The organism is Paenalicyclobacillus ferrooxydans (assembly GCF_001399675.1).
GTDB lineage: Bacteria > Bacillota > Bacilli > Alicyclobacillales > Alicyclobacillaceae > Alicyclobacillus_B > Alicyclobacillus_B ferrooxydans.
The window spans coordinates 71,065-95,970 of sequence record NZ_LJCO01000069.1 but is presented as its reverse complement, the minus strand read 5'-3'; the positions used below and the strand labels follow the sequence as shown (position 1 = coordinate 95,970).

Genomic DNA, 24,906 nt, shown 5'->3' with positions numbered 1-24,906 from the left:
GTCGGATAAGCCAGGTCGACAGCGGCACGGTGCCCTGGCCGGCTAAATCGTCGGGACGTCGAGATGACGGGCGATCACGATCCGCTGAATCTGATTGGTTCCCTCATAAATCTGCGTAACCTTTGCATCACGCATATATCGTTCAACAGGATACTCTTTCACATATCCATAACCGCCGAACAGCTGCACAGCGTCCGTCGTGACTTGCATCGCAGTGTCGGTGGCAAAGACCTTTGCCATCGACGCTTCGCGGGCGCAGTCCCGGTCTTCCTCTTTGAGCTGCGCCGCGTGGTAAACGAGCCACCTTGCGGCTTGAATCTTGGTCGCCATATCTGCAACCATAAACTGTACACCCTGAAATTGAAAGACCTCTTGGCCGAATTGCTTGCGGCTGCGAACGTAGCGGTTGGCTGCGTCAAAGGCTGCCCGAGAAATGCCGAGTGCCTGCGCTGCAATGCCGATGCGACCGCCGTTCAGCAACCGCATGGCAATGACAAAGCCCTCGTTCTCCTGCCCAAGGCGGTTTTCCACGGGGACCTTAGCATCTTCGAAGTGAAGCTGCGCCGTTGCCGATCCGTTCAACCCCATCTTCCGCTCCTTTTTGCCGACGCGAAAGCCTGGTGTATCGCGATCGACAAGAAATGCAGTGATGCCGCGGTTGCCGCGCTTGGGGTCGGTGACTGCGAAGACACAATAGACGTCCGCCTCGCCGCCGTTGGTGATGAAGACTTTGTTGCCGTTCAGCACATAGTGGTCGCCGTCACGAACTGCGCGCGTGCGGATGCTCGCGGCGTCTGACCCGGCGTCCGGCTCTGTCAGTGCAAAGGCGCCGATGTACTCACCCGAGGTCAATTTCGGCAGATAGTGTTGTTTTTGTGCCTCGGTGCCGAAGTAGAGGATAGGAAACGATCCGACGGAGGTATGCACCGCCAGGATGACACCGAGCGTGGCAGAAGCGTAGGAAATCTCCTCAATCGCCAGCATGTAACTGACAAAATCGGCACCAACGCCGCCATACTCTTCCGGGATGGGCAATCCCATGAGGCCGAGTTCGCCCATCTGTTTGACGAGATCGCGCGGAAAAGAGTCCGTTTCGTCAATTTCCGCTGCGCGTGGCATGATCTCTTCCTTGGCAAATCGGCGCACAAGTTCGCGCATCTCACGTTGTTCCTGGGTCAGTTCGAAGTTCATGGCTCCGTCACCTCATTGCTGCTGTCCGTCATTGCTGCTGTCCGTCGGGCTTGGCACTGATCGCAAACTGCGGCTTGCGGCGCTCGACGAACGCAGTCATACCCTCGCGTTGCTCGTCACCCGCAAAGCACATCCCAAATCGTGCGGCCTCGTAAACGAGACCAGCTTCCAAACTGAGCTCAGCACCTTCATATACAGCACGCTTCACTCCCGCTAAAGCTGTGGGGCCTAGTTCAAGCAGTCTCGCAGCAATTTTGTGTCCGGCAGTGGTCAACTCGTCGAGGGGCACGACCTGCGTGACAAGACCAATGCGATACGCCTCTGCGGCATCGATCGAATCGCCTGTCAACAGGAGATGGAGTGCATTGCCCTGCCCAACAATCCGGGGCAATCGTTGACTGCCGCCAAAACCGGGGATGACCCCCAGTGTGACTTCCGGCTGCCCAAACTTTGTTCCTTCCGCCGCAATGCGGATGTCACAAGCCATCGCAAGCTCCATCCCACCGCCCAGTGCATATCCATGGACGAGTGCAATTGTCGGCGCTGCGAGCTGTTCAAGCCTTGAGAAGACCTGCTGACCCAGTCTTGCAAACGCTTCCGCCACAGGTGCAGAAAGGTCCTTCATCTGGGCAATGTCCGCGCCTGCTGCAAAAGCTCTGCCTGCACCCGTCAGAAGGACGACACGGATCTCGTCTTGTTGCTCCATTCGTTGCTCGATCTCGCCGAGCGCATCATTCAAGTCGGTCAGTAACTGTTGACTCAGTGCATTCAACTGTTTTTCACGCTTCAACGTCAAGGTTGCAATATGGTTTTCGACCTGAAGGTCGACAAGTTCACGGTTCGCCATTGCGTAAGATCACCTCACCAGAGAATCATTTGCTTAGGTTTCAACTGTACCGCTTAGATTCGAGAGTCCATAGCCCATGGTCCATGGCTTATGATCCATGGTTTATGGTTCATGGGGTGGGGCTCGGACTCTGACTGAAGTGGCTCACAGCCTCTTAAGTTAAGCGCAGGCTGCGTCGAAAGCCTGTTGCGGATGTTCAAGCACCCGCTGACTGCACAACCTTACTCGTACACGTAGAATCCGCGACCCGTCTTTTTGCCAAGCCAACCAGCCTTGACGTATTTACGAAGCAGTGGGCACGGCCGGTATTTCGAGTCCCCGAGCCCTTCGTGCAGCACTTCCATGATGGCCAGACAAGTATCGAGACCGATAAAGTCAGCCAGCGTGAGCGGCCCCATCGGGTGATTCATGCCGAGCTTCATGACCTCATCGATGGCTTCCGGAGTGGCAACCCCTTCGTAGACGCAGTAGATAGCTTCGTTGATCATCGGCAGCAAAATCCGGTTGGAGACAAAGCCAGGGAAGTCGTTCACCAACACACCCACTTTGCCCATCCGCTCTGCCAAGGCGTGCACCGTGTCATACACTTCGTCTGATGTAGCGAGTCCCCGGATGATCTCGACGAGTTTCATCACCGGCACCGGGTTCATAAAGTGCATGCCAATCACTCTATCCGGCCGGTTTGTCACTGCTCCGAGCTCAGTGATTGGGAGCGAAGATGTGTTTGAAGCGAGAATTGCATCGGTCGGAAGGGCAGCATCGAGATTCTTGAAGATCTGCGTTTTGATCTCCATGTTCTCCGTTGCTGCTTCTACCGCCATGTCACAGGATGACGCATCTGACAGCGACGTCGACGGAGTGATGCGAGCGAGGATTTCGTCCTTCTCCGCCTCAGTGATGCGACCCTTTGCTACGTTCTTGCTGAGGATTTTTGTGATGTTCGCGATCCCGCGGTTGACGTACTCTTCACTGATGTCATTCAGGTAAACCTTCAGTCCAGCCTCCGCAGCGACCTGTGCAATGCCGCTGCCCATCTGGCCAGCCCCGACAACCATGAGCTTGTTTACGGTAAGTGCCATATTTCTCCACTCCTCACTGCAAATGTTAGTCCGTATCAACAAGTGTTCCATGCACCATTGTAACAAGAAGCAAAGCCCTATCGGCACGAAATCATGCAATGGAAAAACATGCGGAATTGCCTGAATTGGTGATGCTCTTTCGTATTTTGTATCCACACCTCAATTACTTAAGAGGGGAACTTCACCGACCTGCGGCTGAAGGTCAACTCCGAAGGACGGAATGTCACCGACTTAGGACGGAACCTCGACGAGCACGGCATCGCCTTGCGCGGCACCGCTGCAGATGGCCGCAATGCCAAGTCCGCCACCGCGACGGCGAAGCTCGTAGATAAGGGTCATTAGAATGCGTGCACCGCTCGCGCCAATCGGGTGACCAAGCGCTACTGCACCGCCGTTTACGTTCACCTTGCTGTAATCGAGGCCGATCATCTGTCCGGACGTCAGCGTCACCGCAGCAAACGCCTCGTTAACCTCAAACAGGTCGATGTCGGACAGTTGATACCCTGTTTTCTTCAGCAGCTTCTCAATCGCAAGTCCCGGGGTTGTCGCAATGTACGCTGCCTCCGCCGCAACCTCGGTGTATCCCTTGATGTAGGCGAGCGGTTTACGCCCCGTCTTTTCGGCGTACTCGGCCGACATGACTGTAAGGGCGCCCGCACCGTCATTCACACCAGGGGCGTTCCCGGCCGTGACACTGCCGTCCTTCGTGAACACAGGCGGCAGGGAGGCAAGTTTTTCGAGTGACGTATCGGATCGCGGGGCTTCGTCCGTATCGACGATGATAGTTCCCTTCTTGCGATCCGTTACTTCCACCGGCACGATCTCCTCTGCAAACCTCCCAGACTGAATGGCAGCGAGAGCCAGTTGATGAGAACGCAGGGCCCACTCATCTTGTGCTTCGCGAGAGATCCCGTACTCCCCGGCGACTCGGCTTCCAAGAACGGCCATATGCACATTGTGGAAGGCGCACTGGAGTCCATCATGGATCATGAGATCGATGATTGCGCCGTCCCCCATCCGCAGACCGTTTCGTGCACCCGGAATGGCATAAGGTGCATTCGACATGCTCTCCATGCCGCCAGCGACTGCCACGTCAATGTCCCCTGCTCGAATCAGAGCGTCAGCCAGCGTCACTGCCCGCAGGCCTGATGCGCACACTTTATTGACAGTCAGACTGGGCGTTTCCCAAGGGAGACCGGCCAGCCTGGCTGCTTGACGCGATGGAATTTGACCGGATCCACCCTGGAGCACCTGACCCATAATGACCTGTTCCACTTCTTCAGGTCGGACCTCGGCACGTTGCATGGCTGCCTGAATCACTGTGCCGCCAAGTTCGACGGCTTTCTTACTGCTGAGCCCGCCCTGGAACTTTCCAAACGGCGTCCTGGCAGCGCTTACAATGACAGACTGTCTTGGATTCGTGGACATTTTTTATTCCTCCCAAGGTCAAAGACACCGACCTGCGCCGGTGCCTTTGATTTTTCACTCTGGTTACGGTTCCTTAGTTCACAGCTGCAGTTTCTGGTTGATGCATTGCCTCGTCTTCAATCGACATCGCGAGCAGCTCGATGACGTCATACGTGCTGACATCGTCTTCTTTCCCGTTTGCCTTGGTTCCATCGATCATCATGGTCATGCAGTACGGACAGGCTGTGCCGATGATACTTGCCCCGGTATCGATGGCTTGCTTGGAGCGCATCACGTTGATACGCGTTCCTGTCTCTTCCTTAAACATGCCACCGCCGCCTGCACCGCAGCACATGCTCTTATTGCGGCTGCGCTCCATCTCCACAAGCTTCAGACCTGGGATGGATTCGAGGATGTAACGCGGCGGATCGTACACATCGTTATAGCGGCCGAGGTAGCACGAGTCGTGGTAGGTAATCGTCTCATTCACGGCACGTTTCGGTTTCAGCTTACCTTCGGAGATGAGCTTCGCAGCAAACTGTGTGCTGTGGAAGATCTCCGCCTCGAAACCGAAATCGGGATACTCGTTTTTAAAGGTATTGAATGCGTGCGGATCCGTTGTGATGATTTTCTTCACGCCGTATTCCTTGAAGATCTCGACGTTGCGCTCGACAAACTCCTGATAGAGAAACTCGTTGCCGAGGCGGCGAGCGGAATCGCCATCAGACTCTTCTTCCTGGCCAAGGATGGCGAAGTCAACGCCAGCAGCGAGGAGAACCTTCGCGAAGGCTTGCGCAATTTTCTGGTTGCGCTGATCAAACGATGCTGCCGTACCGACGAAGAACAGGTACTCTGCGTTGCCTTCGACCTCTGCCATCGTTTTGACTGGAAGGTCCTTGGCCCACAGAGCGCGATCGCGCCGGTTAATACCCCACTCATTCGACTGACGTTCGAGGTTCGAAAATACCTTGGTGACTTCCGGGCTCGTCTTGCCTTCTGTCAAGACAAGGTTGCGACGCATGTCTACGATGGCTTGCACGTGCTCGTTGGCGACCGGGCAAGCTTCTTCGCAAGCGCGGCAGGTGGTGCAGGCCCAGATTTCTTCTTCGGTGAACACGCCAGCTTCAAACAGGTTCTCACTGGTCATATCTTCTGCGCCGGCAGCCATTTTTGCCAGCATGCCTGGGCCGGCAGCGTTGATTTGATCCTTCATCTTGAGGATGATGTACTTCGGTGACAACTGTTTGCCGCTCAGCGTGGCCGGGCAGGAAACGTGGCAGCGGCCGCACTCGGTACAGGCGTAGCCATCGAGCAACTGCTTCCATGTAAACTGCTCAATCCGACCAACACCGAACTCTTCGATGGACTCATCTTCGAGATCGAGCTTACGGAGTTTACCGGGTGAATCGAGACGACGGAAGTACCAGTTGAACATGGATCCAATCATATGCGAGTGCTTCGACCGCGGAATGATATACAGGAAGGTCGAGAGGCACAAAACGTGAATCCAGAAGAAGACTTCACGAATCACCCATAGACCGGTCGTCGACATCCCCGCAAATCCACTTGAAATGGCACTAATAATCGGAGACGCCCAACCTGGATGCGTGCCAGCCAGCGCCATGTCGGCTGCGGTCGCGAGATAATAGGTGATGATGATGGTGGCGATGAGACCGAGAATTGCGCCGCCTTCGACTGATTTAGACAGGCGCATAGGTTTGAACAGGAACCGGCGCAACCCAGCTACAAGCAACGACACCAAGACAAACGCGGAAAACAACTCCTGAATGAACAGGTACGCTGGTGCGGTTGCCCATGGCAGGTGCCAGTTGGTCAGGTGGTAGATGATGAAATCGAGATCGCCAAAGACGAGAACAAGAAAGCCCCAGAAGATGAAGAAGTGACCGAGGCCTGACGGCTCAGCGATAACTTTGCGCTGGCCAAGCACATACTTGACGAAGCTCATGAACCGGTCGCCTTTGCGATCGAGCCGGCTGTCCTCGCGTGACGCCAACGTAAGGTAGCGAACGCGCTGCGCGATGGCGTAGCCGAACGAGTAAAGGGCCGCGCCAAAAATGAGTACGAATAGAACGGCTTGAATGATGAACCACATACCGCAATACCCCTCCATGTCCACTAAGATGCGGTGAAGACGTGTGAAGATCTTGTCTTGCTGCTAAAACCTCTTACATGCTGCTGCAGGTGACACCGGGATGTTTCTTTGAAAAAACTATCGACCGACCGGTCGGTTCTACATAGAGAAAAAAGAAGTGGTGGACACAATCACATTATGCGAGGAGGACCCTCGCCATGAAACCGTACACACCCTGTCACAAGTCTAAGATACCATGAATGGGCTGGATGGGGAAATCAAAACTTCTGGGAATGTCCGCTGGTAGCTGAACTAGGATGGGGCGCGGGGATAGGATAATTGGGGTGCCGGCTAGAGGTCCATGGGCTCCAACCAACGTAACGTGCGACACCCTCACTAAAATGCGGAAGTTAAGTCGCTCGGAGCGACTTAACGAACCGACTCAGGCGTGGTTAAGTGGCTGAGGCCGACTAAGCGGGCCGAAGCGGCGCCGAGTTGTCGGGGTTAAGTCGGTGTCACCGACTTACGTCGCTTAAATTCGGAAGTTAAGTCGCTCGGAGCGACTTAACGAACCGACTCAGGCCTGATTAAGTGGCTGAGGCCGACTAAGCAGCCCGGAACGGTGCCGAGTTGACTGGGTTAAGGCGGTGTCACCGACTTAGGTCGCTTAAATTTGGAAGTTAAGTCGCTCGGAGCGACTTAACGAACCGACTCAGGCGTGGTTAAGTGGCTGAGGCCGACTAAGCGGGCCGAAGCGGCGCCGAGTTGTCGGGGTTAAGTCGGTGTCACCGACTTACGTCGCTTAAATTCGGAAGTTAAGTCGCTCGGAGCGACTTAACGAACCGACTCAGGCGTGGTTAAGTGGCTGAGGCCGACTAAGCGGGCCGAAACGGCGCCGAGTTGTCGGGGTTAAGTCGGTGTCACCGACTTACGTCGCTCAAATTTGGAAGTTAAGTCGCTCGGAGCGACTTAACGAACCGACTCAGGCGTGGTTAAGTGGCTGACGCCGACTAAGCTGGCCGAAGCGGCGCCGAGTTGTCGGGGTTAAGTCGGTGTCACCGACTTACGTCGCTCAAATTCGGAAGTTAAGTCGCCCGGGGCGACTTAACGAACCGACTGTGGCCTAGCTAAGTGGCTGACGCCGACTAAGCGGGCCGGAACGATGCCGAGTTGTCGCGGTTAAGGCGGTGACGCCGACTAAGCAGGCCGAAACGGCGCCGAGTTGTCGGGGTTAAGTCGGTGTCACCGACTTAGGTCACTTAAATTCGGAAGTTAAGTCGCTCGGAGCGACTTAACGAACCGACTGAGGCCTGGCTAAGTGGCTGAAGCCGACTAAGCAGGCCGGAACGATGCCGAGTGGGCGAGGTTAAGTCGGTGTCACCGACTAAGGTCACTCAAATTCGGAAGTTAAGTCGCTCGGAGCGACTTAACGAACCGACTCAGGCGTGGTTAAGTGGCTGGCCACACCCTTGTTCCTCATTGGACGACAAACCCTTATTCCTCGTGCATCACCTGCTGCAGAAACTGGCGCGTCCGCGGCGATTTCGCCCGGGTGAACATCTCCTCCGGTGCCCCTTCTTCGACGATGACGCCACCCTCCATAAAAATGACCCTGTCCGCTACCTTGCGAGCAAACGCCATCTCGTGCGTGACGAGCACCATCGTCATGCCTTCCTGCGCGAGTTGCTGAATCACCTGGAGGACCTCGCCAACTAGCTCCGGATCGAGCGCGGAAGTCGGCTCATCGAGCAACAACACGTCCGGCTCCATCGCTAGTGCCCGAGCAATGGCGACGCGCTGCTGCTGTCCGCCGGACAACTGTGACGGGTAAACGTTCGCCTTGTCGCGAAGCCCTACCTTATCGAGCAGTTCATACGCGATCCGCTCCGCCTCTTTCCGCGACACACCCTTAACGTGGATAGGTGCCTCGATAATATTCTGGAAAGCCGTCAGATGCGGGAACAGGTGGAATCGCTGAAACACCATGCCCAGCTTCTCACGCTGTTTTGCCAATCGGCGAGGTTTGAGGCTGAGCGGAGTCCCTAGAATCTCAACACTCCCACCTTGGATTTCCTCCAGGCCGTTGAAGCAGCGAAGCAAAGTTGATTTGCCCGATCCGCTCGGGCCGATGATGGCGAGCACCTCACCGCGATCGATCTCGACAGTCACACCTTCTAAGACACGCAATGCACCGAATGCCTTGTGAACATCTAGAGCACGGACAACGATGTTCTGTTCGCTCATGCCTCCGCTCATCCCCTTACCGCCAGGCGTTTTTCAAGTCGATTGGCAACCAGCACGAAGATACTGGTCATAATCAGGTAGAGAATGCCCACCAGGATGAGCGTCTGCATCTGCTTGAAGTTGGCGGTGTAAATCTCCTGGCCTCGGCGCAGGAGTTCTTCCATTGAGATCACCGATACCAATGACGAGTCCTTCAGTAAAGCGACAAACTCATTCACAAGGGGCGGCAGTAAGCGACGATAGGCCTGAGGAAAAATGATGCGTCGCATCGCCTTTCCATACGTCATCCCCAGTGACAGTGATGCCTCCATTTGCCCTACATCAATGGACTGAATTCCCGCTCGGATGATCTCGGTGATATACGCCCCGGAGTTGATGCTCAGTGCGATGACTGCGGCCGGAAATGGAGGCAACGTGATGCCAAGTGACGGCAACCCCACGTAGATGATCAAGATCTGGACCAAAAGCGGGGTTCCTCGGATGATCCAGGTATAGAGCCTGGCCGGAACATTAAACAACCAAAAGTGTGAAATGCGTCCTAATGCGGCGATAACGCCGAGCACCAAGCCGAACAACACCCCGAGCGCCGTAAGTTCCAGTGTAACCAAAGCCCCCCGCAAGAGCAGGGGGAGATATTCGATGGCGTAATTCACAAATTGCATCCGTGAAAATCCTTTCTACGTTGCGAGTACTCTGTTGTCTGGCTTCATGCTTGTCTGCTGTCATGCTTGTCCAGCATGACTCCTGTTTGGAACGATTCTCTGTATGTTGAAGTACTTACCCCGCGGTCTTCTCAAACAATCATCTGCTAACTTGCTTGCTCGCACCGCTTATTTGCTCGGAGCTCCGAACCAGTAGGTGTAGATCTTGTTGTATGTTCCGTTTTGCTTCAGAGTGTTCAAAGCCTGTTGCAGCTGTTGGTCAAGTTGCGTTTCGTTCTTACGCAAACCGATACCGACTGGTTCAGACGCAAAAGGTTGTCCAGCCACTTTGAACACACCTGGGTCTTTTGCCATGTAATATCGTCCGACAGACTCGTCCACCACGACGGCATTTATGCGGCCGTTTGCCAGATCGTTGAGCGCGTCAGGGAATGTGTTGTATTCCTTAATGATGGCACCGCCGACCTTCTTTACGGCATCCTCACTGGTTGTTCCAATCTGAACACCTACTTTCTTGCCCTTGAGGTCGTTCAGCGTCGTAATGGGTGCAGAGGAATTGGCTTTGGTCACGATGACCTGTCCAAAAGTTCCATACGGGATAAATTGGATCTGCTGCTCACGCTGCGGTGTTACGTTCATGAATGAAATGATGGCGTCATACTTGTTGGCTTCAAGTCCTGGAATAATTCCGTCCCATGCAGTCGGCTTCCAAATGACCTTTTTATGGAGGACCTGGCCGAGGGCGTCACCGAGATCGACATCAAAACCAAGCAGTTGGCCGCTCGCATTGGTGTATTCATCTGGCGGGTAAGTATCATCTGTGCCGATCACGATAGTGCCTGCCTTCGGCTCCGCATTGGGGTTGGCCGTCGCGGTAACATTGATGGCACTGATCTTCTTGGTCGATGCTGCGCTTCCGGATGAGGTGGTATTGCCTGCACCCTGGCCCGTTGTCGGATTGGTTGTGTTGTTGCCAGCCGTTGTGCCGCAGCCTGCGACGAGAAGAACTGCAATACCGCCCATTGCCATTGTGGATAAAATCGACTTTTGCTTGATGTTTTTCATTGGGAAGTGACAACTCCTGTCTGTCAGATCATGTTGTGTTTATACCTGTCATTGGTTAACTTGCATGGATTGGCTGATCAGCGACTGACCAGCGAACAAGCAGTGTGCCAGCCTCAAGGCGGCACGCGGAAGTGAATGAATCCTAGATTAAATCCGCAGTACCGTATATGTCAATAGTTTTAACGTATAAATATGCAATCAGATAAAATAGGCGGAATATTGATTTAAGAATGAATAACACTTATGATTCGTTGATTTATGAGAAGCGTGAACAAGGTGAAGTTGTCTGTATATATTCATTTTTCCGCATAAATAAGACACCATTGAAGAACACAGAAGACGAAGGTGTTGTGGGGGTCGGCCAAGAGATGGAGATGGAGATGGAGATAGGGATAGGGATAGGGATAGGGATAGGCAAGGGTTGCCCTGGCGGTGAACGGTTTAAAGGGCTGCCTTGCTCCTACCCGTTTGGCGTCTGAAGTCTCGTCATGCGAGCGGGTGACTACTTGGGTGGGAATGCTCAGGTCAGGTGCTCAGGTCATATACTCGCGTTTAAGTACTCCTTTAGTGCTGCACTCACATTATCGAGATGGGCTTCGATCCGCTGTTTGGCGAGAGCAGCATCCCGATCATGAATGGCTTCGTAGATGCTCCGGTGATCGAGGTAGAGCTGGTGGTTTTGCTGCTGCCCCCTGTACAACCACAGCGATCTCGAATCGCGAATGGTCTGATTCAAGGCCTCCGAGATGGTCTCCATGATCTTCAGCAGAAACGGATTCCTGGACGCTTTCGCAATCTCCATGTGAAACTGTATATCGTAGAGTCGACTCATCTCCTCATTATCAACAGCGTCTTGCATCTTGTGAACGATATTCGCCATCCGCAGCATATCCGTTTCATCTGCAGACTCAGCCGCTGCCACCACACATCCACCCTCAATGAGTCGTCTCACCTGAAGCAACTGAATTAGTTCTTCAGGGTTCCCTGTTAAGGCTAACGGGATATTGCCTAAGGCATGATTCGCATGCTGCAAAGCATCGTTTGCGTTCGGCGTGACGAATGTTCCCTCCCCTTGCCGGGGTTGAACCAGTCCACGAGCCTTCAGCTGACTGATGGCTTCACGAATGGTGGACTTGCCGACGCCGTACTGGATCGCTAACTGATCAATTGTCGGCAATTGATCACCCGACTTGAGGGACCCGTCGCTTATCTGTCTCTCCAAATCGTCTGCCACAACTTCAGACGTTTTCCGGACTAAACCCATTTAGACCATACTCCTTCTATTCATCAGCCCGTCAGTAACAGGCGGCGCTGTGCACAGAGACGAAAATCCCCCGCACGGAAGCTAGAGTACAAACATTCCGTTCGTGAGTCATTAACGCCCGCAAACACCGTTAAACCATCCACATACCCACTCCAGTATATCTCGACAACGCCCAAAATTTCCTCTATGGCCTCATTCTCAGGAAACCTCTTTCGATTAAGGCCCAAATTTGCCGCTCTGGCCTTAATTCTTCCCTTAATTCACTGAAATTCGGATGATAGCGGACGTTTCGTCCGCTATCCAATCGGCTTTACCAGCCTTTTTGTAATAGGGGAAATATCTTCTCTTATACCCTTGCACCTTGCACCCTGCACCCTGCACCCTCCATCCTCCACCTTGCACGTTATACCCCTGTGCCCTTGCAGCCTGCACCTGCCCATTCACAGCCAATACTCTACACACTTTCCCGTCACTGTGATAGAGTGTTCTTACATAATTCATCTGATGACCTGATGATATCTCTGATGACCTGATGATATCAGTGAAACAGGCGCCGTACCCAACGAGCAAACGCTGACATTCGAACGCAAGGAGCGATGAAAGTGGATGAAAGCCTGATCCGGCAGTTTCGGGAAATCGTCGGCAATACCTATGTGCTCGACTCCATACAAGAGCGGTTTTCGTACTCTTATGATGCAACGCCGCTGTATCAATCAATGCCCGATCTCGTCATCCAACCCGGCGACACCGAAGAGATTGCCGCCATCTTGAAACTCGCGAGTCAACATCGAATTCCGATTGTCTCAAGAGGCGCAGGCAGCAACCTGTCTGGCGGTACGGTGCCGGTCGAAGGCGGCATTGTGCTGCACCTGAACCGGATGAACGAGCTGATGGAGATCGACACAGATAACCTCACCTCAACCTTTCAGCCTGGCCTTGTCACGGCAGACCTGCACAAGGCCGTAGAGGCCAAAGGACTTTTTTATCCGCCCGATCCCGGCAGCATGCGCGTCTCCACCCTCGGCGGCAACGTGGCAGAGTGTGCCGGCGGTATGCGCGGGTTGAAGTACGGAACCACGAAGGATTACGTGATGGGTGTGCAGGCGGTTCTTCCTGATGGATCGGTCGTCCGGTTCGGCGGCAAAAATGCGAAAGACGTCGCCGGGTACGATATCACACGGCTGCTCGTCGGATCGGAAGGGACCTTGGCTGTGATTACCGAGATCACTGCGAAACTGCTGCCGCTCCCTGAATCGACGCAGACCCTCGTCGCCTATTTCCGGAGCCTGGTCGATGCGGCAAAGACCGTTTCTGCCATTATCGCAGCGAAGATTCTTCCTTCTTCGATGGAGTTTCTCGATCACGGTACGATGCATGTCGTCGAAGACTTCAGCCACATCGGTCTCCCCCTCGATATGGAGGCCATGCTGCTCATCCAGCAGGACGGGTCGACGCTGCAGGTCGAGGAGGACATCGAGCGGATCGCCAGCTTATGCAGGTCCTCAGGCGCGGTGGAGGTTCGGATGGCCGCTACTCCGCAGGAGGGCGATGAACTGATGACCGCCCGGCGTGCGGCACTGAGCGCGCTTGCCCGTGTGCGACCAACGACGATTCTCGAGGACGCCACCGTACCGCGCGCAAAACTCGCGGAGATGGTGGAGCAGGTGAACGCCATAGCGAAGAAGTACAACGTGGAAATCTGCACCTTTGGCCATGCCGGAGACGGTAACCTCCACCCGACGTGCCTGACGGACGAGCGGGACAAAGAAGAGATTGAGCGGGTCGAGCAGGCGTTTGAGGAGATTTTCCACGCGGCCATCAAGCTCGGCGGCACAGTCACTGGCGAGCACGGTGTCGGACTCGCAAAGGCGCGCTACCTCGAGTTGAAGGTTGGCCACGAAGGTTTGGAATTGATGAAGCGTGTGAAGCAGGCGTTCGATCCGCTCGGGATCATGAACCCGGGCAAGATGTTCGCCAAGGATACGCGTCGCAGGGTGGTGATTGGAACTCATGAGCACGTCCACTAAAGACACGATGACGAAGGAACTGTCGAATCAGGCCCCGGTTGCTGAGTCTGCTGATTCGTTTGTGCCGCAGTTTGACATGAACGAGATCATGAACTGTATGCGCTGCGGATTTTGTCTCCCCGCATGCCCGACCTTCCGCGAAACAGGCAAGGAATACGCCAGCCCGCGCGGACGGATCGCGTTGATGAAAGGCATAGCCACAGGACAGTTGGCCATAGACCAAGACTTCGAAGACAACATGTACCTGTGCCTGGGGTGTCGGGCCTGTGAGTCGGCTTGCCCGGCCGGCGTGAAATACGGACGACTCGTAGAAAACGCGCGTGACGCCATTGAAACAGTCAAGTCCATGAACGCCTCCAAAACCACCGATACGCAAAGCGATCAGACGTCTGTGGCAACGGCTCAGGGCGGCAGTCTGCAGGTTGCTGCAGACGCCATCACAGCGAACGGAGCTGCGACGGGCACACTCCCGCTCAAACATACCGTGAAGAGGACGGCGAAAGAGTCTTTTGTCCGCAACCTCGTGTTTCGACGGATATTTTTGTATCCCAGCCGGATCGAGAAAATGGGAACTGTGCTCTGGGCCGCACAAACCCTGGGGTTGCAGAAGCTCGCCGACAAAACGGGTCTGATGCGCATCCTGCCACGGTCGATGGCGGAAATGCAAAAGGCGGTGCCGAAGGTGGCATCCCCCGCTGCACGTCGCAAGCGCCGGACTGTTGTGCCGCCATCGGGTGCTGCTTCGGCCGCAGGTGTAATGCAGACTGCCGGTGGAGGCGCGGCGAATCGCACCAGGGTTGCATCAGCAGCAACGGGTGTGGTGACCGCGGGAGCCGCAACGAGTGTGCCGGCCGGGGCCTCAACTGGGGCTTCGATGGACGGCTCGATCGGATCGAAAACGATTCGCGTTGGCATGTTCAAGGGCTGCGTGATGGATGTGATGTTCTTTGAGGCAAACGAGGCGACTGCGCGCGTTTTGTCCAAGGCTGGGTGCGAGGTTGTATTCGTGGAGGATCAGGCCTGCTGCGGCGCTCTGCACGCACACTCCGGCGAGCAGTGGGGTGCACTTGACCTCGCCAAGCGCAACATCGCGGCCTTCGAGAAGGCAGGCATCGACTACGTCGTGAACAACGCAGGCGGATGCGGCGCGGCTCTCCGCGAATACGGCCATTGGTTCGAGGGCGATCCCGAATGGAGTGAACGAGCCAAAGCGTTCGTGGCCAAGCTCATGGATGCAAACGAGCTGCTCGCGAAGCTGCCTGAGATTTCGTTCACAAAGGAAGTCCATGCGCGGGTCACCTATCAGGACTCCTGCCATTTACGGCACGGCCAGGGGATTTGGAAACAGCCTCGCGAGCTGATTCGCCAGTTGCCGGGCGTAGAGTACGTGGAATTGCCGGGGGCTGATCAGTGCTGCGGATCTGCCGGAATATACAACATCACAAACTTTGACCTGTCGATGAAGATTCTCGACGATAAGATGGGTAAAGTCGTGGACACGAAGGCAAATGTCATTGTCACATCCAACCCCGGATGCCTGTTGCAGATGCGCCAGGGGATTATTCGGGCTGGTTTGTCCGATCACGTTGAGGCGGTCCACATCATGGAGCTGCTCGACCGGGCGCTGTAGCCGGTGGCTGTAGCGCGCCCGGGCTGTGGCCGACCTGTACGGAGCGCGAACCCGGCTACTTTAAAGGAACTCAGTTCCGCTATGGCCGGACGGACGGCGAGGGCCATCTGGCCCTGCCCCCCAAACAGCCACCCCCACTCGTCAAATGTCCTCGGTCTCCGATTCACGCATGACGTTCAGACGTTTCGCGACCAGACCTGTCGTGCTCGCCTGAATTAAAATCGTGAGCAAGATGGCCATGAACGTGATGGAGGCAATGAGGTGCGCGTTGGGAATGCCTTTCGCTACCAGCACGCCAGACAGTGCGGCCGGAATCACACCCGTTTCCCGAACCCAACACATAAACGCGACGTGATTGCGGCCCCATTGTGCACTCCGATCGACCAGCACTGAAGCGAACACCGCCAATGGTCTGGCGATCACGATGAATACCACAACCAACAACAACCCCATCCACAGGTGTTCCTGAATCAGCTTAAAGTCCACCTGTGTGCCAAGCAGAACGAAGATGAGCATCCGCATAATCAAAGTGATGGCATTGCCGAAGTGATGAATGTTCTCCTCTGTGTGCTCCATGAACCCGAGCCGAAAGGACTCGCCGTTGCCTGTGATGATACCTGCAGTAAAGGCTGCCATGAACCCGCTCGCATTGAACATGCCTGCCACTTGGTAGGAGGAAAGTGCAACCGTCAGCAGGACAATCGACCCATACTCGTGAAAAATCCCCCACCCTCGCTTCGAAACGAGCCAGAGGCTGAGCAACCCAAAGACGATACCTACAACAAGGCCGATAAGTGCAGAGTGAAGGAATGAGGTAATCGGAGCGTACCAGTGAAGCGCCGTATGAGCCTGCATGATGGATAACACCGTGAACACCAGCACGGCACCTGTTGCATCGTTAAAGGCAGATTCCGACTCAACCGTTTGTTGAAGCCTTGGAATGATGGCAACCCGTTTGAATACCGGGATGAGTGTCGCGGGGTCCGTTGACGCGATCACCGAGCCCAGTAAGATGGCCGTAATCCATGGAATCCTCAGAAATTCGTGTGCTGCAAGACCCATGGTGAATGCCGTCACCAACACACCCACAATAGCCAGCATGACAATGCTCAACCATACCTTACGCAAAACCTTAAACTGAACTCCGCGACCACCATCAAACAGAATCAGTGTGGCTCCGACGTTCAGCAGGAACTGATTGACTTGGTTCTGACTCGGTACGTTGATCAAGTTCAGGACTGCAGGGCCGATGATGATGCCGTACACAAGATAAGCCGCTACATCCGGAATCCTCGGCTTCTCCGTCAGCTTGCCGACAATGAGGCCGCCGGCAAAAATGACGATCAGAATCGTAACTACGCTTTGCCATTGCTGCGTACTGAACATTTGTAGAAAACTCCCCCAGGCACATCATTAATCGATGGAAAACGAACATCCATCGATGGAAAACCAACATCCATCCATTTGAAAAAACAGATCGATTGAAAACTAACGTTTGGTGTATTGCCACCGTATGTATGCTTTCTTTCTCGAGTCTGGCGTAAAAGCTGTTCCTTAGGAACGAACGTTTTCAAGCTCCACTCGACGCGCAATTTTCTGCAGCGCTTCTGCCGGCCCCTGCACCGCAATCCGGTCACCTTCACACACCTTGTCTGTCGCAGACACCGAGAAGATGGTCTTGTCCCCTCTAATGATAAGCAAGACCTGTGCACCGAAGCGGCGGGGTAAATCGAGCTGATCGAGAGTCCTGCCAATCAACTCCCCACCTGCACTGATCTCCATCATGAACACGCCCTCGTAAAGCTCAACCATGTCGAGGATAGCCGATCTCGTTAAGAGCCTCGCCAGCCGAATCCCCGAGTCGCGTTCGGGATAGACGACGTGATCGGCCCCTAATCGCTCTAGAATCTTTCCGTGCGTGGCGTCTTTCGCCTTCGCCATGACGTAGAGTCCGAAATCTTTACAGTTGATGACGACGTGATTCGATGCAGTCTCATCGTCTCCAATCGCGTTGATCACTGCATCTACGTCTTTAATCCCGGCTTCCGCTAAAAATTCGATGCTTTCCGCATCTCCGATAGCCGTACTGCAGCGGCTTGCGTAAGGTTCGAGAAACTCCGCGTATTTATCAATCAGAAGCACATCGTGCCCGTTGTTCAATAGTTCTTCTGCAGCACCCGTCCCAAATCGACCTGCACCGATGACACCAATCGTCTTTGGACTTCGACGCCCGATCATCCGCATATTTCCCAAGAGTCCTAGTGAACGATTGTTTGCCAAGGTCATGACCCCCATGTTGTAAAATTGCCCTAGTGATATGACGCGATATGAAGGGATATGGTACGGAACTCCCCAACTTCGGTTCATGCACCTTACAATTTGCAAAAAAACATAAAACGACCCCTGATGTAAGGTGTCGCTTCAGCGGTGTGCATCCCAAAGTATACAGTCGTCAAAAGTATACAGTCGTCCAAACTCTGTGCTGTCGAATGTCATATTCATCCACAGATATCTTACATCAGAGTCTACTCTGTCATCATCCACTTGCAAACTCTAAATTTGTCCACGGGCATGAATGCTCTGAGAGATTGCGCTTCTATGGGAGTCTGTCCCTATCATTCGCTAGGATGCTGAAGATTACGCGTCATTGCTGAGGAATTGGGTTCAAACGGGATTAAACTTTGCCACAGGTAATACGTGGCATAACTTCTCCAAGGGGCCCAGGGTTCAGCCAACTGCCTGATTTCCTGTTCCTTCGGCCGCTCAACCATGCCATACAACTTTTGTATCGCATTTTGCACACCAATATCCGCTGCGGGCATAATGTCCGCTCTTCCCATGCCGAAAAGCAGAAAGCACTCCACCGTCCAACGGCCAATGCCCCGCAGTGGGAGAAGCAGATCATAGACCTCGTCATCGGACATGTGCCAAAGTGACTCGAGGTCGACCTTGCCGCTAACCATTGCCCGGGCAAAATCGATCACATACTCCGCCTTTCGCTGGCTGAACGAAAGCGTCCTGAGATCCTCATAAGACCAGTTCGCAACCTGTTGTGCAGACGGAAAAACAGGCAAGCCTGTCCCATGCCACTCGATGACCTGTCCACCGAGATCGACCAAACGCTCCACCAGCGTTGCGGCAAATTGCACATTCAACTGCTGCCCAATGATAACCTTGACCATGGACTCAAATAGATCTGCATCCTGAATGGGGCGCAGGCCGTAAAGCCGGTCCGTCAGACCTGACCACTCACGGATATCTGCCATGTGCGAGTAAAATTGTTCCAGCCTGACATCCGTTGAAAACATATGTCGAATCGACCGCTCAACGTGGGCTTGTTCCTCGCGAGATAGATCGTCAGGGTACGTCACGTCGAGCACAGGATACTCAACTGTGCCTATGGCAGAGACAGTGATGGGAATCGGGTGACCAGATACCCACATAGCTCGCGTGTAGGATGGAAGCTCCGGATGGATGATGGTTACCTTGGACGGCCTCGACAATGGACGCCGGAGCATTTGGGAGAAGTCAAATGGTGCTGACGGAGTAATTTGGAGCGACATCAATGTTCCCCTTTGTATGCAATAACAAGGGCTGGCTTTTGCCCGCCAGCCATTGATCCTTCATCCAATTATACACAACGGGTGTACCAAGACAGAGTTCCAGCTACTTCGCCAGCCCTCGCCGGACCAATTCTTGCACGACGTATGATGCCACATCCGGCGCCAGTGTGCCTGGACCAAAACCGGCGTCATAGCCGAGTTCTAAGGCCAACTCATGCGTGATCCGCGGCCCCCCCGCAACAAGAATCAGGTTTTCGCGCAGCCCTTGGGCTTCAAGCAGATCGACCAAGGCACCAAGGTTCTTGATGTGCACGTCCTTTTGGGTCACAACCTGCGAGACAAGGACGGCGTCTGCCTTATACTCGATGATCTTGCGCACGAGCTCCTCATTCTCGACCTGGCTGCCGAGGTTGTGTGCGTCAACCTCCGGGTATCGCTCGAGCCCGTACTCTCCGTTGTAGCCTTTCATATTCATGATGGCGTCAATACCTACTGTGTGCGCATCGGTCCCTGTGCATGCTCCCAAGATGACGACCTTACGGCCAATACGGTCTTGGATATAATGGTTGATCTCATAGAAGTCCATCACTTCACTGGTCACTTTCGGGACCTGGATGTGCGCGTAATCGACCGTGTGCAGGCACTTGCCATACGCGACAAAAAAGGTGAAGCCCTCGCCCGTCCCCTCGTGGTGCACAATCGAGGCTTCAGCCAGTCCCATCTTTGCAGCAAGCTGCCTAGCCGCTTCCACCGCTTCCGGACCATCGGGGACTGGCAGAGTGAAGCTCAGTTGGACTTTGCCGTCATCCATCGTGTCCCCATACGGGCGAATGCGGGTCAGGTCTGCTTTGGCAATCCGATCGCGATAATCATCGCCCGGCTGTCCCTCCACAACGCGTGAAGTCTCATTCATACTCACCCTCGCACACCTACCTTTACAGGCCCGAGACCCAGTTCTTCACGGAGCGCAATCTCGAAGGGGTTGAAGTAGTCATCGGATCGGAGGAGGACACCGTGCAGTCCCTTCCCGCCGTCGATGGTCCGCTTCACATCCGCGAACACTCCTTTGGCCAATGCCTCAAAGAACCCTGTCTCGACGATGCGCTCAAGCAGTTCCACCGACTCCGCCAAGACTGCGTGCGCACGCTGGACAATCCGTCCCTCTGGCGCGAACTCGATTTCCTCCGCGATGTGACGCGCATTGTTAAAGATGTACTTCGCGTTCTCGAGCGCCAGGTGTCTGTCCTGCATCAGCGGCGTATGGATCTGCTCCGTCATCATACCGAGCAGCTGAATTCCCTGGCCGGTCATGATGCCGACCATGTTAAACAGGGCGTCCTGAATGTGACCGCGGAAGATGTTGCCCGTCATGTGCTTCGTCGGCGGCATGTATTTGAGCGGCGCCCTCGGGAAGATCTCGCGGGCCATCTGGGCCTGTGCCAGTTCCATCAGGAAGCCGTCTTCAATCATCGGATTCATCTCAAATGCGTGACCGAGACCCATCTGCTCCTCCGGCAATCCGACGCGAAGGGCAAACTGCTCATTGATAAACTGCGAGGCAAGCACCGTGTGTGCCGCTTCCACAGCGTCTGCTGTTGTCAGGTAGTTGTCCTCACCCGTGTTGATGATGACGCCAGCGTAGGCGTTGATCATGCGCGAAAACGCCTGATCGACGAGGGTTCGCTGCGGGTTGATGTCCCGGAACAGAATCCCGTACAAGGCGTCATTCAGCATCACGTCGAGGCGCTCAAGCGCACCCATCGAGGCTATCTCCGGCATACAGAGACCTGAGCAGTAGTTGCAGAGGCGGATGTAGCGCCCGAGTTCCTCGCCAACTTCGTCAAGGGCCTCACGCATGATGCGGAAGTTCTCCTGCGTCGCATAGGTTCCGCCAAAGCCTTCCGTCGTCGGGCCATAGGGAACATAATCGAGCAGGCTCTGACCTGTGCTGCGGATGACCGCAATGATGTCCGCGCCCTGTCTTGCTGCAGCACGGGCCTGCACCACATCCTCGTAGATGTTGCCAGTCGCCACAATGACGTACAACAGCGGTGCCTGACCGCCGTCCAATCTATCCAAATAAGCGTCCCTGGTGCTGCGGTTTTGCCTGATCCGGTCCATCCCCACAGCCGCCAGTTCCCGCGCCTTCGCCCGAATGTCGGCCTCAGGGGCGAGCGCGATCGATGAGATGTCGACCGTTCCATCCGCCACGGCCTCGGCCAATTCCTGCACAGAAAGTCCGGTCGCGATGAGTGCGCTCATAAACGGGCGCGTAACCCCGCCAGCGAGCAGGCCTGCTTCGTGCACTGCATCGACGACGACATTTGGCAGCGGTACACCGTCAGCGTCTATTCCGTCTACACCAAACAGGCGTAACACGGTTCGTTCAACAGACTCCGTCGTGCGCTGTGAGATGAAGTCCGTTACGTTGTCTGCAATCGTCGCCGCGGCTGCTCTGGCCCGCTCGACCATTTGTGGGTCCAAGTTGAGTTTGGACTTCATGATTTTCCCTCCTGCAAATAGGCTTTCGCGTGCTCTAGCCATTCTTTCGGTGCACCGAGAATCTCTGCGACAGGCAAGGCTTCTTGGTCGATGTGGGTGGTATCAACCCTGTCGATCTGGTAATCCATCGCCGCTTCGAGCCGTTTGAGTGATTCCACCCTGTCTTTCGGGTCAGTAAGGGCAGACCAGCTGTGATGTTGAAGTCCGCGGACCCGGAACTTGGTTATGCCGGGTTCAGAGAGCGGATCGGCAAAGTGAGTTGCGATCCAGACCACCGACAGAGTACCCTCTGTCTGCCGTCTGGCCGCCCGAACCAACCCGGTCACGAGCGCAGCCCCTTCAATGGGGTTGGTTGACCGCACGGGCTCGTCGAAGACAATCAAGGCCGGGGATGCTGACACCAAAGCCCGCCAACAGTCACTCACACGCACGACCTCGCTGCCGTAAGCACTCAGCCCCGAGTGGACGTCGGTGCCCGTCGTGGCGGCAAAGCGGATCGCAAAGAAGAGACGCGTGTGGAATGCCTTCGCAGGCACAGGCAGGCCAAACTGTGCGAGCATCTGATATGCGGCAAGCATGGACAGTGAGAGCGTCTTGCCGCCCATGTTTGAACCGAACAGGATGTTCACCCCGTCTTCCGGCCGCAGTGTAATGTGCGTGAACGTCTGGGACTGTTTGCGCAGCCGATCCGCTGTCTCCGGATGCACCGCATCGACGACGTGAAGTGCGTCTGTGAACTCCGGGATGCAGCCGTCAAACTGATGGAGCATCCGGACCTTTGCAATCCGAACGTCGAGATCCGCTGTGTCCTCGGCGGCCTGGTTCCAGAGGGGCAGGGTTTCGCGAAGCCGCTCGGTCAAGATGCCAAGGATGATGTCTTCCTCGCGGGAGAGCGTAGCCTTTGCCTCCTCGAGTTCTGCCTCAGCGGCTTGCAGCTCTGCGGTTGGCACGACCTCAAAGATACTCTCGAAGGGAGTATCCCGCAGCCACTTGAGGCAGGCGTCTTGTTTGCATGCTTCGGCGAGATCTCGATGTGCTGGGAGCGTGATGACGAGCTGCCCATCACGGCGCAAATTGGCCCCCGGAATTGCCCGCCACGTTATCTGTTGCCGGTGCTTTGCCTGCGCAACTTTGTGCAACGCACTGTTCATGGCAGCCGCTGCTGCTTCGTAAGCGGGTGTCGCTAAATCGGCAATGGAGAACTGCTCCGAAACTGCTTCATCCGCAATCACTTCATCCGAAACCACTTCATCCGCAACCACTTCATCCGAAACTGCTTCAGCGGCGCCAGACATCCTGGCTGACTCAACCTCGAAGGTTGGGGCGGGCTGATTGGGGCGGGCAGTCGGACGAGGCCGGCTGTCTGTGGCCGCCTCGAAGATTGGGGCAGGCCAGTCGTCCGCTTGGGCAGACTGATTCGCCCGGCCAGCCTCGGCGGGCTGAGCCGCAAACACCTGAAGAAGCCTTCGCCACCGGGCTGGTTCACTCCACCCGACTCCTTGCACTTCGGGACTCTCCGAGAGTCGAGCACCACGTACGACAAACTGCTTCAGCGCCAGAAAGTGCTTCGGCGTTAACGGTGCACTGCTCCACGCCACCGTTTCGATTGCTTCACGAATATCAGGAAGGCGAGAAAGAGCCTCTCGAAGCCTGCCAAGGTCTTCGTCCTTCCAATGTCGGTCGTCCTCGCGTATTTGGTTCCAGACAGCTTTTGCATCTGCCTCAAAACCAGGCAGGAATGGCTGCAGGGTACGTTTGCGATCACGACCGTACGGCGTAATAGGTGCGAAGATGGCCAGAAGATGAGACCAATCGACTGCGCGCTCTGTCTCAGCATCCACGAAGGCTGCGCCGCGGGTGATGTTCCCCGAGCCGCCTGATGGAGAGCTGGATGAATGTCCTGATGGAGAGCTTGAAGAAAGGCTCGATAAACGAGTGCTGTCTCCCGAACTCATCGTATCGATCCCTCCCCCGACGCCCCGGTCGCCTTCTCGGACAGCGCTGACAGACCTGACGGCTCAGCCTCATTCGCGCGGAGGCCTTGCGAGGGCAAGTGGTCCATCGCATCGTATACGGGCACATCCCCAGCTATCGATGCAACTTGTCTCAGCAGTTCGTCGCGAGGCAAGTCTGCCCCCGCAATATGGTGGGGGTTTACCGCAATCGCTGCTAACGGCAATCGATCCCAAACCGTCAACTGATGCCCATGCCGAGCCATCTTTCGGTGGGTAGACTCGGAAATCAATATCTGAGCGGGATGATCCGCGACAATTTGGAGCGGGGATGGGTGGCGGAGCAGTCCGCCGATAACCCCATCCGTAACCGCACCCGGGATATACACCCCGATGACGGCATCACTCCACCCCATCTGACGGGTCACATCAAACATCACGGCGTCTCGTGGCAGGCGGAGCACCGACACATGCTCGAACACCCCGTCTTCACGCGACACACCTTCACCCGTGACACCTTCGGAGGAATGAGTCATCACCGAGTCACGTGCCTCGGAGTCACGAGACGCCAAGTGATGAACCGTGGGCTGAAGAACCGCAATGCCCGCTGCACCTTCGTCGCGTACTGAGCCAAAAAGCTGCTTCCAAGGCTCGTCCGTCTCTGGGAGTGCAAACCGCTCAATGACCGGCCATGCATGCTGCAAGACCTCGCTGACCGTACTCCCGACGACAGCGCCAACGGCCAACACCGCGGCGTCGACTAACGTGGGGGCGGCAGCTGCAACGCGATCGAACGCCCCGTCGACGAGGATGTACTCACAACCGAGCGCTTCCAGTCGTTCTGCTGCCAGTCGGACATGTGCACGCTGCCGGATGCCGGCCAATACGACAGGCCCCGGTGTTGTTACGCGCGCAATCATGATCGGTCCAAGCGGCGAAGAAATGGGCAACTCCTCAATCCATTCGAACCTAGCCTCAGAGTCGAGGAGCGCACCCTCGGCAGATGCGATCAGTGTCCCAACCTCTGCATAGACCCGGGGCTTGGGTACGCCCAGGATCGTGTCCCGGCGCTCTCCGTCGAGACCAATGCTGAGCAGGCCAACCCCGATTTGCGACCTGTGACTTTCGCGTTCGCCTGTGTTCGCGCGCAGGGGCTCACCTGAGTGGCCGCTTGCGTGGCCGCTTTCTTCACGGCTTTTGCCTTCTTCTTCACCGCCGCCAGCCTCGGCCAACTCATGCAGAAACCGATTAAGTGCAGTCGTTTTCCCTGCATGTTTGGCGATCCCGATAAACGCCAACCTCCGCCATCCGTGCTGTCTGCATCGCTCGAGCAGGTTCATGGGATCGCCTCCTGTTTCATCGTGATGACTGTCTTTGATGC

General features: G+C 55.5%; 19 protein-coding genes. 2 read left to right on the top strand and 17 right to left on the bottom strand.

Features of this window, described 5'->3' with window-relative positions; all coding sequences use genetic code 11:
• Positions 1 to 42 precede the first annotated feature (42 nt).
• The 10 genes from AN477_RS15730 to AN477_RS24615 all read right to left on the bottom strand — a co-directional run bounded on the left by AN477_RS15730 (position 43) and on the right by AN477_RS24615 (position 12,352).
• Complete coding sequence (locus AN477_RS15730; RefSeq protein ID WP_054970112.1) at positions 43 to 1,191, bottom strand: acyl-CoA dehydrogenase; 1,149 nt, start codon at positions 1,189 to 1,191, stop codon at positions 43 to 45.
• 28 nt (positions 1,192 to 1,219) lie between these two features.
• Positions 1,220 to 2,038, bottom strand: a complete 819-nt coding sequence (locus tag AN477_RS15725) for an enoyl-CoA hydratase-related protein (RefSeq protein ID WP_054970111.1) — start codon at positions 2,036 to 2,038, stop codon at positions 1,220 to 1,222.
• Between the two features lie 221 nt (positions 2,039 to 2,259).
• On the bottom strand, positions 2,260 to 3,117 hold the full coding sequence (locus AN477_RS15720; RefSeq protein ID WP_054970110.1) for a 3-hydroxybutyryl-CoA dehydrogenase: 858 nt from the start codon (positions 3,115 to 3,117) through the stop codon (positions 2,260 to 2,262).
• A 231-nt stretch (positions 3,118 to 3,348) separates the two neighbouring features.
• Positions 3,349 to 4,545 carry an acetyl-CoA C-acetyltransferase gene (locus AN477_RS15715; RefSeq protein ID WP_054970109.1) on the bottom strand — a complete coding sequence of 399 codons (1,197 nt, stop codon included), beginning with the start codon at positions 4,543 to 4,545 and terminating at the stop codon, positions 3,349 to 3,351.
• Between the two features lie 73 nt (positions 4,546 to 4,618).
• Positions 4,619 to 6,637 carry a (Fe-S)-binding protein gene (locus AN477_RS15710; protein WP_054970108.1) on the bottom strand — a complete coding sequence of 673 codons (2,019 nt, stop codon included), beginning with the start codon at positions 6,635 to 6,637 and terminating at the stop codon, positions 4,619 to 4,621.
• 1,473 nt (positions 6,638 to 8,110) lie between these two features.
• Positions 8,111 to 8,860: an amino acid ABC transporter ATP-binding protein gene (locus tag AN477_RS15705; protein WP_054970184.1), complete on the bottom strand. Its 750-nt coding sequence runs from the start codon at positions 8,858 to 8,860 to the stop codon at positions 8,111 to 8,113.
• Between the two features lie 8 nt (positions 8,861 to 8,868).
• On the bottom strand, positions 8,869 to 9,522 hold the full coding sequence (locus AN477_RS15700) for an amino acid ABC transporter permease (protein ID WP_054970107.1): 654 nt from the start codon (positions 9,520 to 9,522) through the stop codon (positions 8,869 to 8,871).
• Between the two features lie 168 nt (positions 9,523 to 9,690).
• A complete protein-coding gene (locus AN477_RS15695) occupies positions 9,691 to 10,587 on the bottom strand; it encodes a substrate-binding periplasmic protein (protein ID WP_054970106.1) in 897 nt (298 codons plus the stop codon).
• Positions 10,588 to 11,125: 538 nt separating this feature from the next.
• Complete coding sequence (locus tag AN477_RS15685; RefSeq protein WP_054970104.1) at positions 11,126 to 11,851, bottom strand: FadR/GntR family transcriptional regulator; 726 nt, start codon at positions 11,849 to 11,851, stop codon at positions 11,126 to 11,128.
• A 255-nt stretch (positions 11,852 to 12,106) separates the two neighbouring features.
• Entirely contained in the window at positions 12,107 to 12,352 is a 246-nt protein-coding gene (locus AN477_RS24615) for a hypothetical protein (protein WP_157062003.1), read from the bottom strand.
• 101 nt (positions 12,353 to 12,453) lie between these two features.
• Between AN477_RS24615 and AN477_RS15680 the strand changes: the two genes are divergently transcribed.
• On the top strand, positions 12,454 to 13,878 hold the full coding sequence (locus tag AN477_RS15680; protein ID WP_425388192.1) for an FAD-binding oxidoreductase: 1,425 nt from the start codon (positions 12,454 to 12,456) through the stop codon (positions 13,876 to 13,878).
• Positions 13,862 to 15,508, top strand: a complete 1,647-nt coding sequence (locus AN477_RS25510; protein WP_245631851.1) for a (Fe-S)-binding protein — start codon at positions 13,862 to 13,864, stop codon at positions 15,506 to 15,508. Before AN477_RS15680 ends, AN477_RS25510 begins: the two co-directional genes overlap by 17 nt.
• Positions 15,509 to 15,649: 141 nt before the next feature.
• On the opposite strand, the gene AN477_RS15670 is transcribed toward AN477_RS25510, so the two are convergent.
• From AN477_RS15670 to kamB, 7 genes are all read right to left on the bottom strand, one after another.
• Complete coding sequence (locus tag AN477_RS15670; RefSeq protein ID WP_054970102.1) at positions 15,650 to 16,894, bottom strand: cation:proton antiporter; 1,245 nt, start codon at positions 16,892 to 16,894, stop codon at positions 15,650 to 15,652.
• Positions 16,895 to 17,062: 168 nt separating this feature from the next.
• A complete protein-coding gene (locus AN477_RS15665) occupies positions 17,063 to 17,788 on the bottom strand; it encodes a potassium channel family protein (protein WP_054970101.1) in 726 nt (241 codons plus the stop codon).
• Between the two features lie 335 nt (positions 17,789 to 18,123).
• The gene (locus AN477_RS15660; protein WP_054970100.1) at positions 18,124 to 19,071 is read right to left on the bottom strand and encodes a DNA-3-methyladenine glycosylase family protein; all 948 of its coding nucleotides are present in this window, start codon (positions 19,069 to 19,071) and stop codon (positions 18,124 to 18,126) included.
• Between the two features lie 103 nt (positions 19,072 to 19,174).
• Complete coding sequence (gene kamE / locus AN477_RS15655; protein WP_083486339.1) at positions 19,175 to 19,984, bottom strand: lysine 5,6-aminomutase subunit beta; 810 nt, start codon at positions 19,982 to 19,984, stop codon at positions 19,175 to 19,177.
• Between the two features lie 2 nt (positions 19,985 to 19,986).
• Entirely contained in the window at positions 19,987 to 21,573 is a 1,587-nt protein-coding gene (gene kamD, locus AN477_RS15650; protein WP_054970099.1) for a lysine 5,6-aminomutase subunit alpha, read from the bottom strand.
• Entirely contained in the window at positions 21,570 to 23,528 is a 1,959-nt protein-coding gene (locus AN477_RS15645; protein ID WP_054970098.1) for a MutS-related protein, read from the bottom strand. The genes kamD and AN477_RS15645 overlap by 4 nt, the downstream gene beginning before the upstream one ends.
• Positions 23,525 to 24,865, bottom strand: coding sequence for a lysine 5,6-aminomutase reactivase subunit KamB (gene kamB / locus AN477_RS15640; RefSeq protein ID WP_054970097.1), 1,341 nt, complete (start codon positions 24,863 to 24,865; stop codon positions 23,525 to 23,527). Before kamB ends, AN477_RS15645 begins: the two co-directional genes overlap by 4 nt.
• Positions 24,866 to 24,906 lie beyond the last annotated feature (41 nt).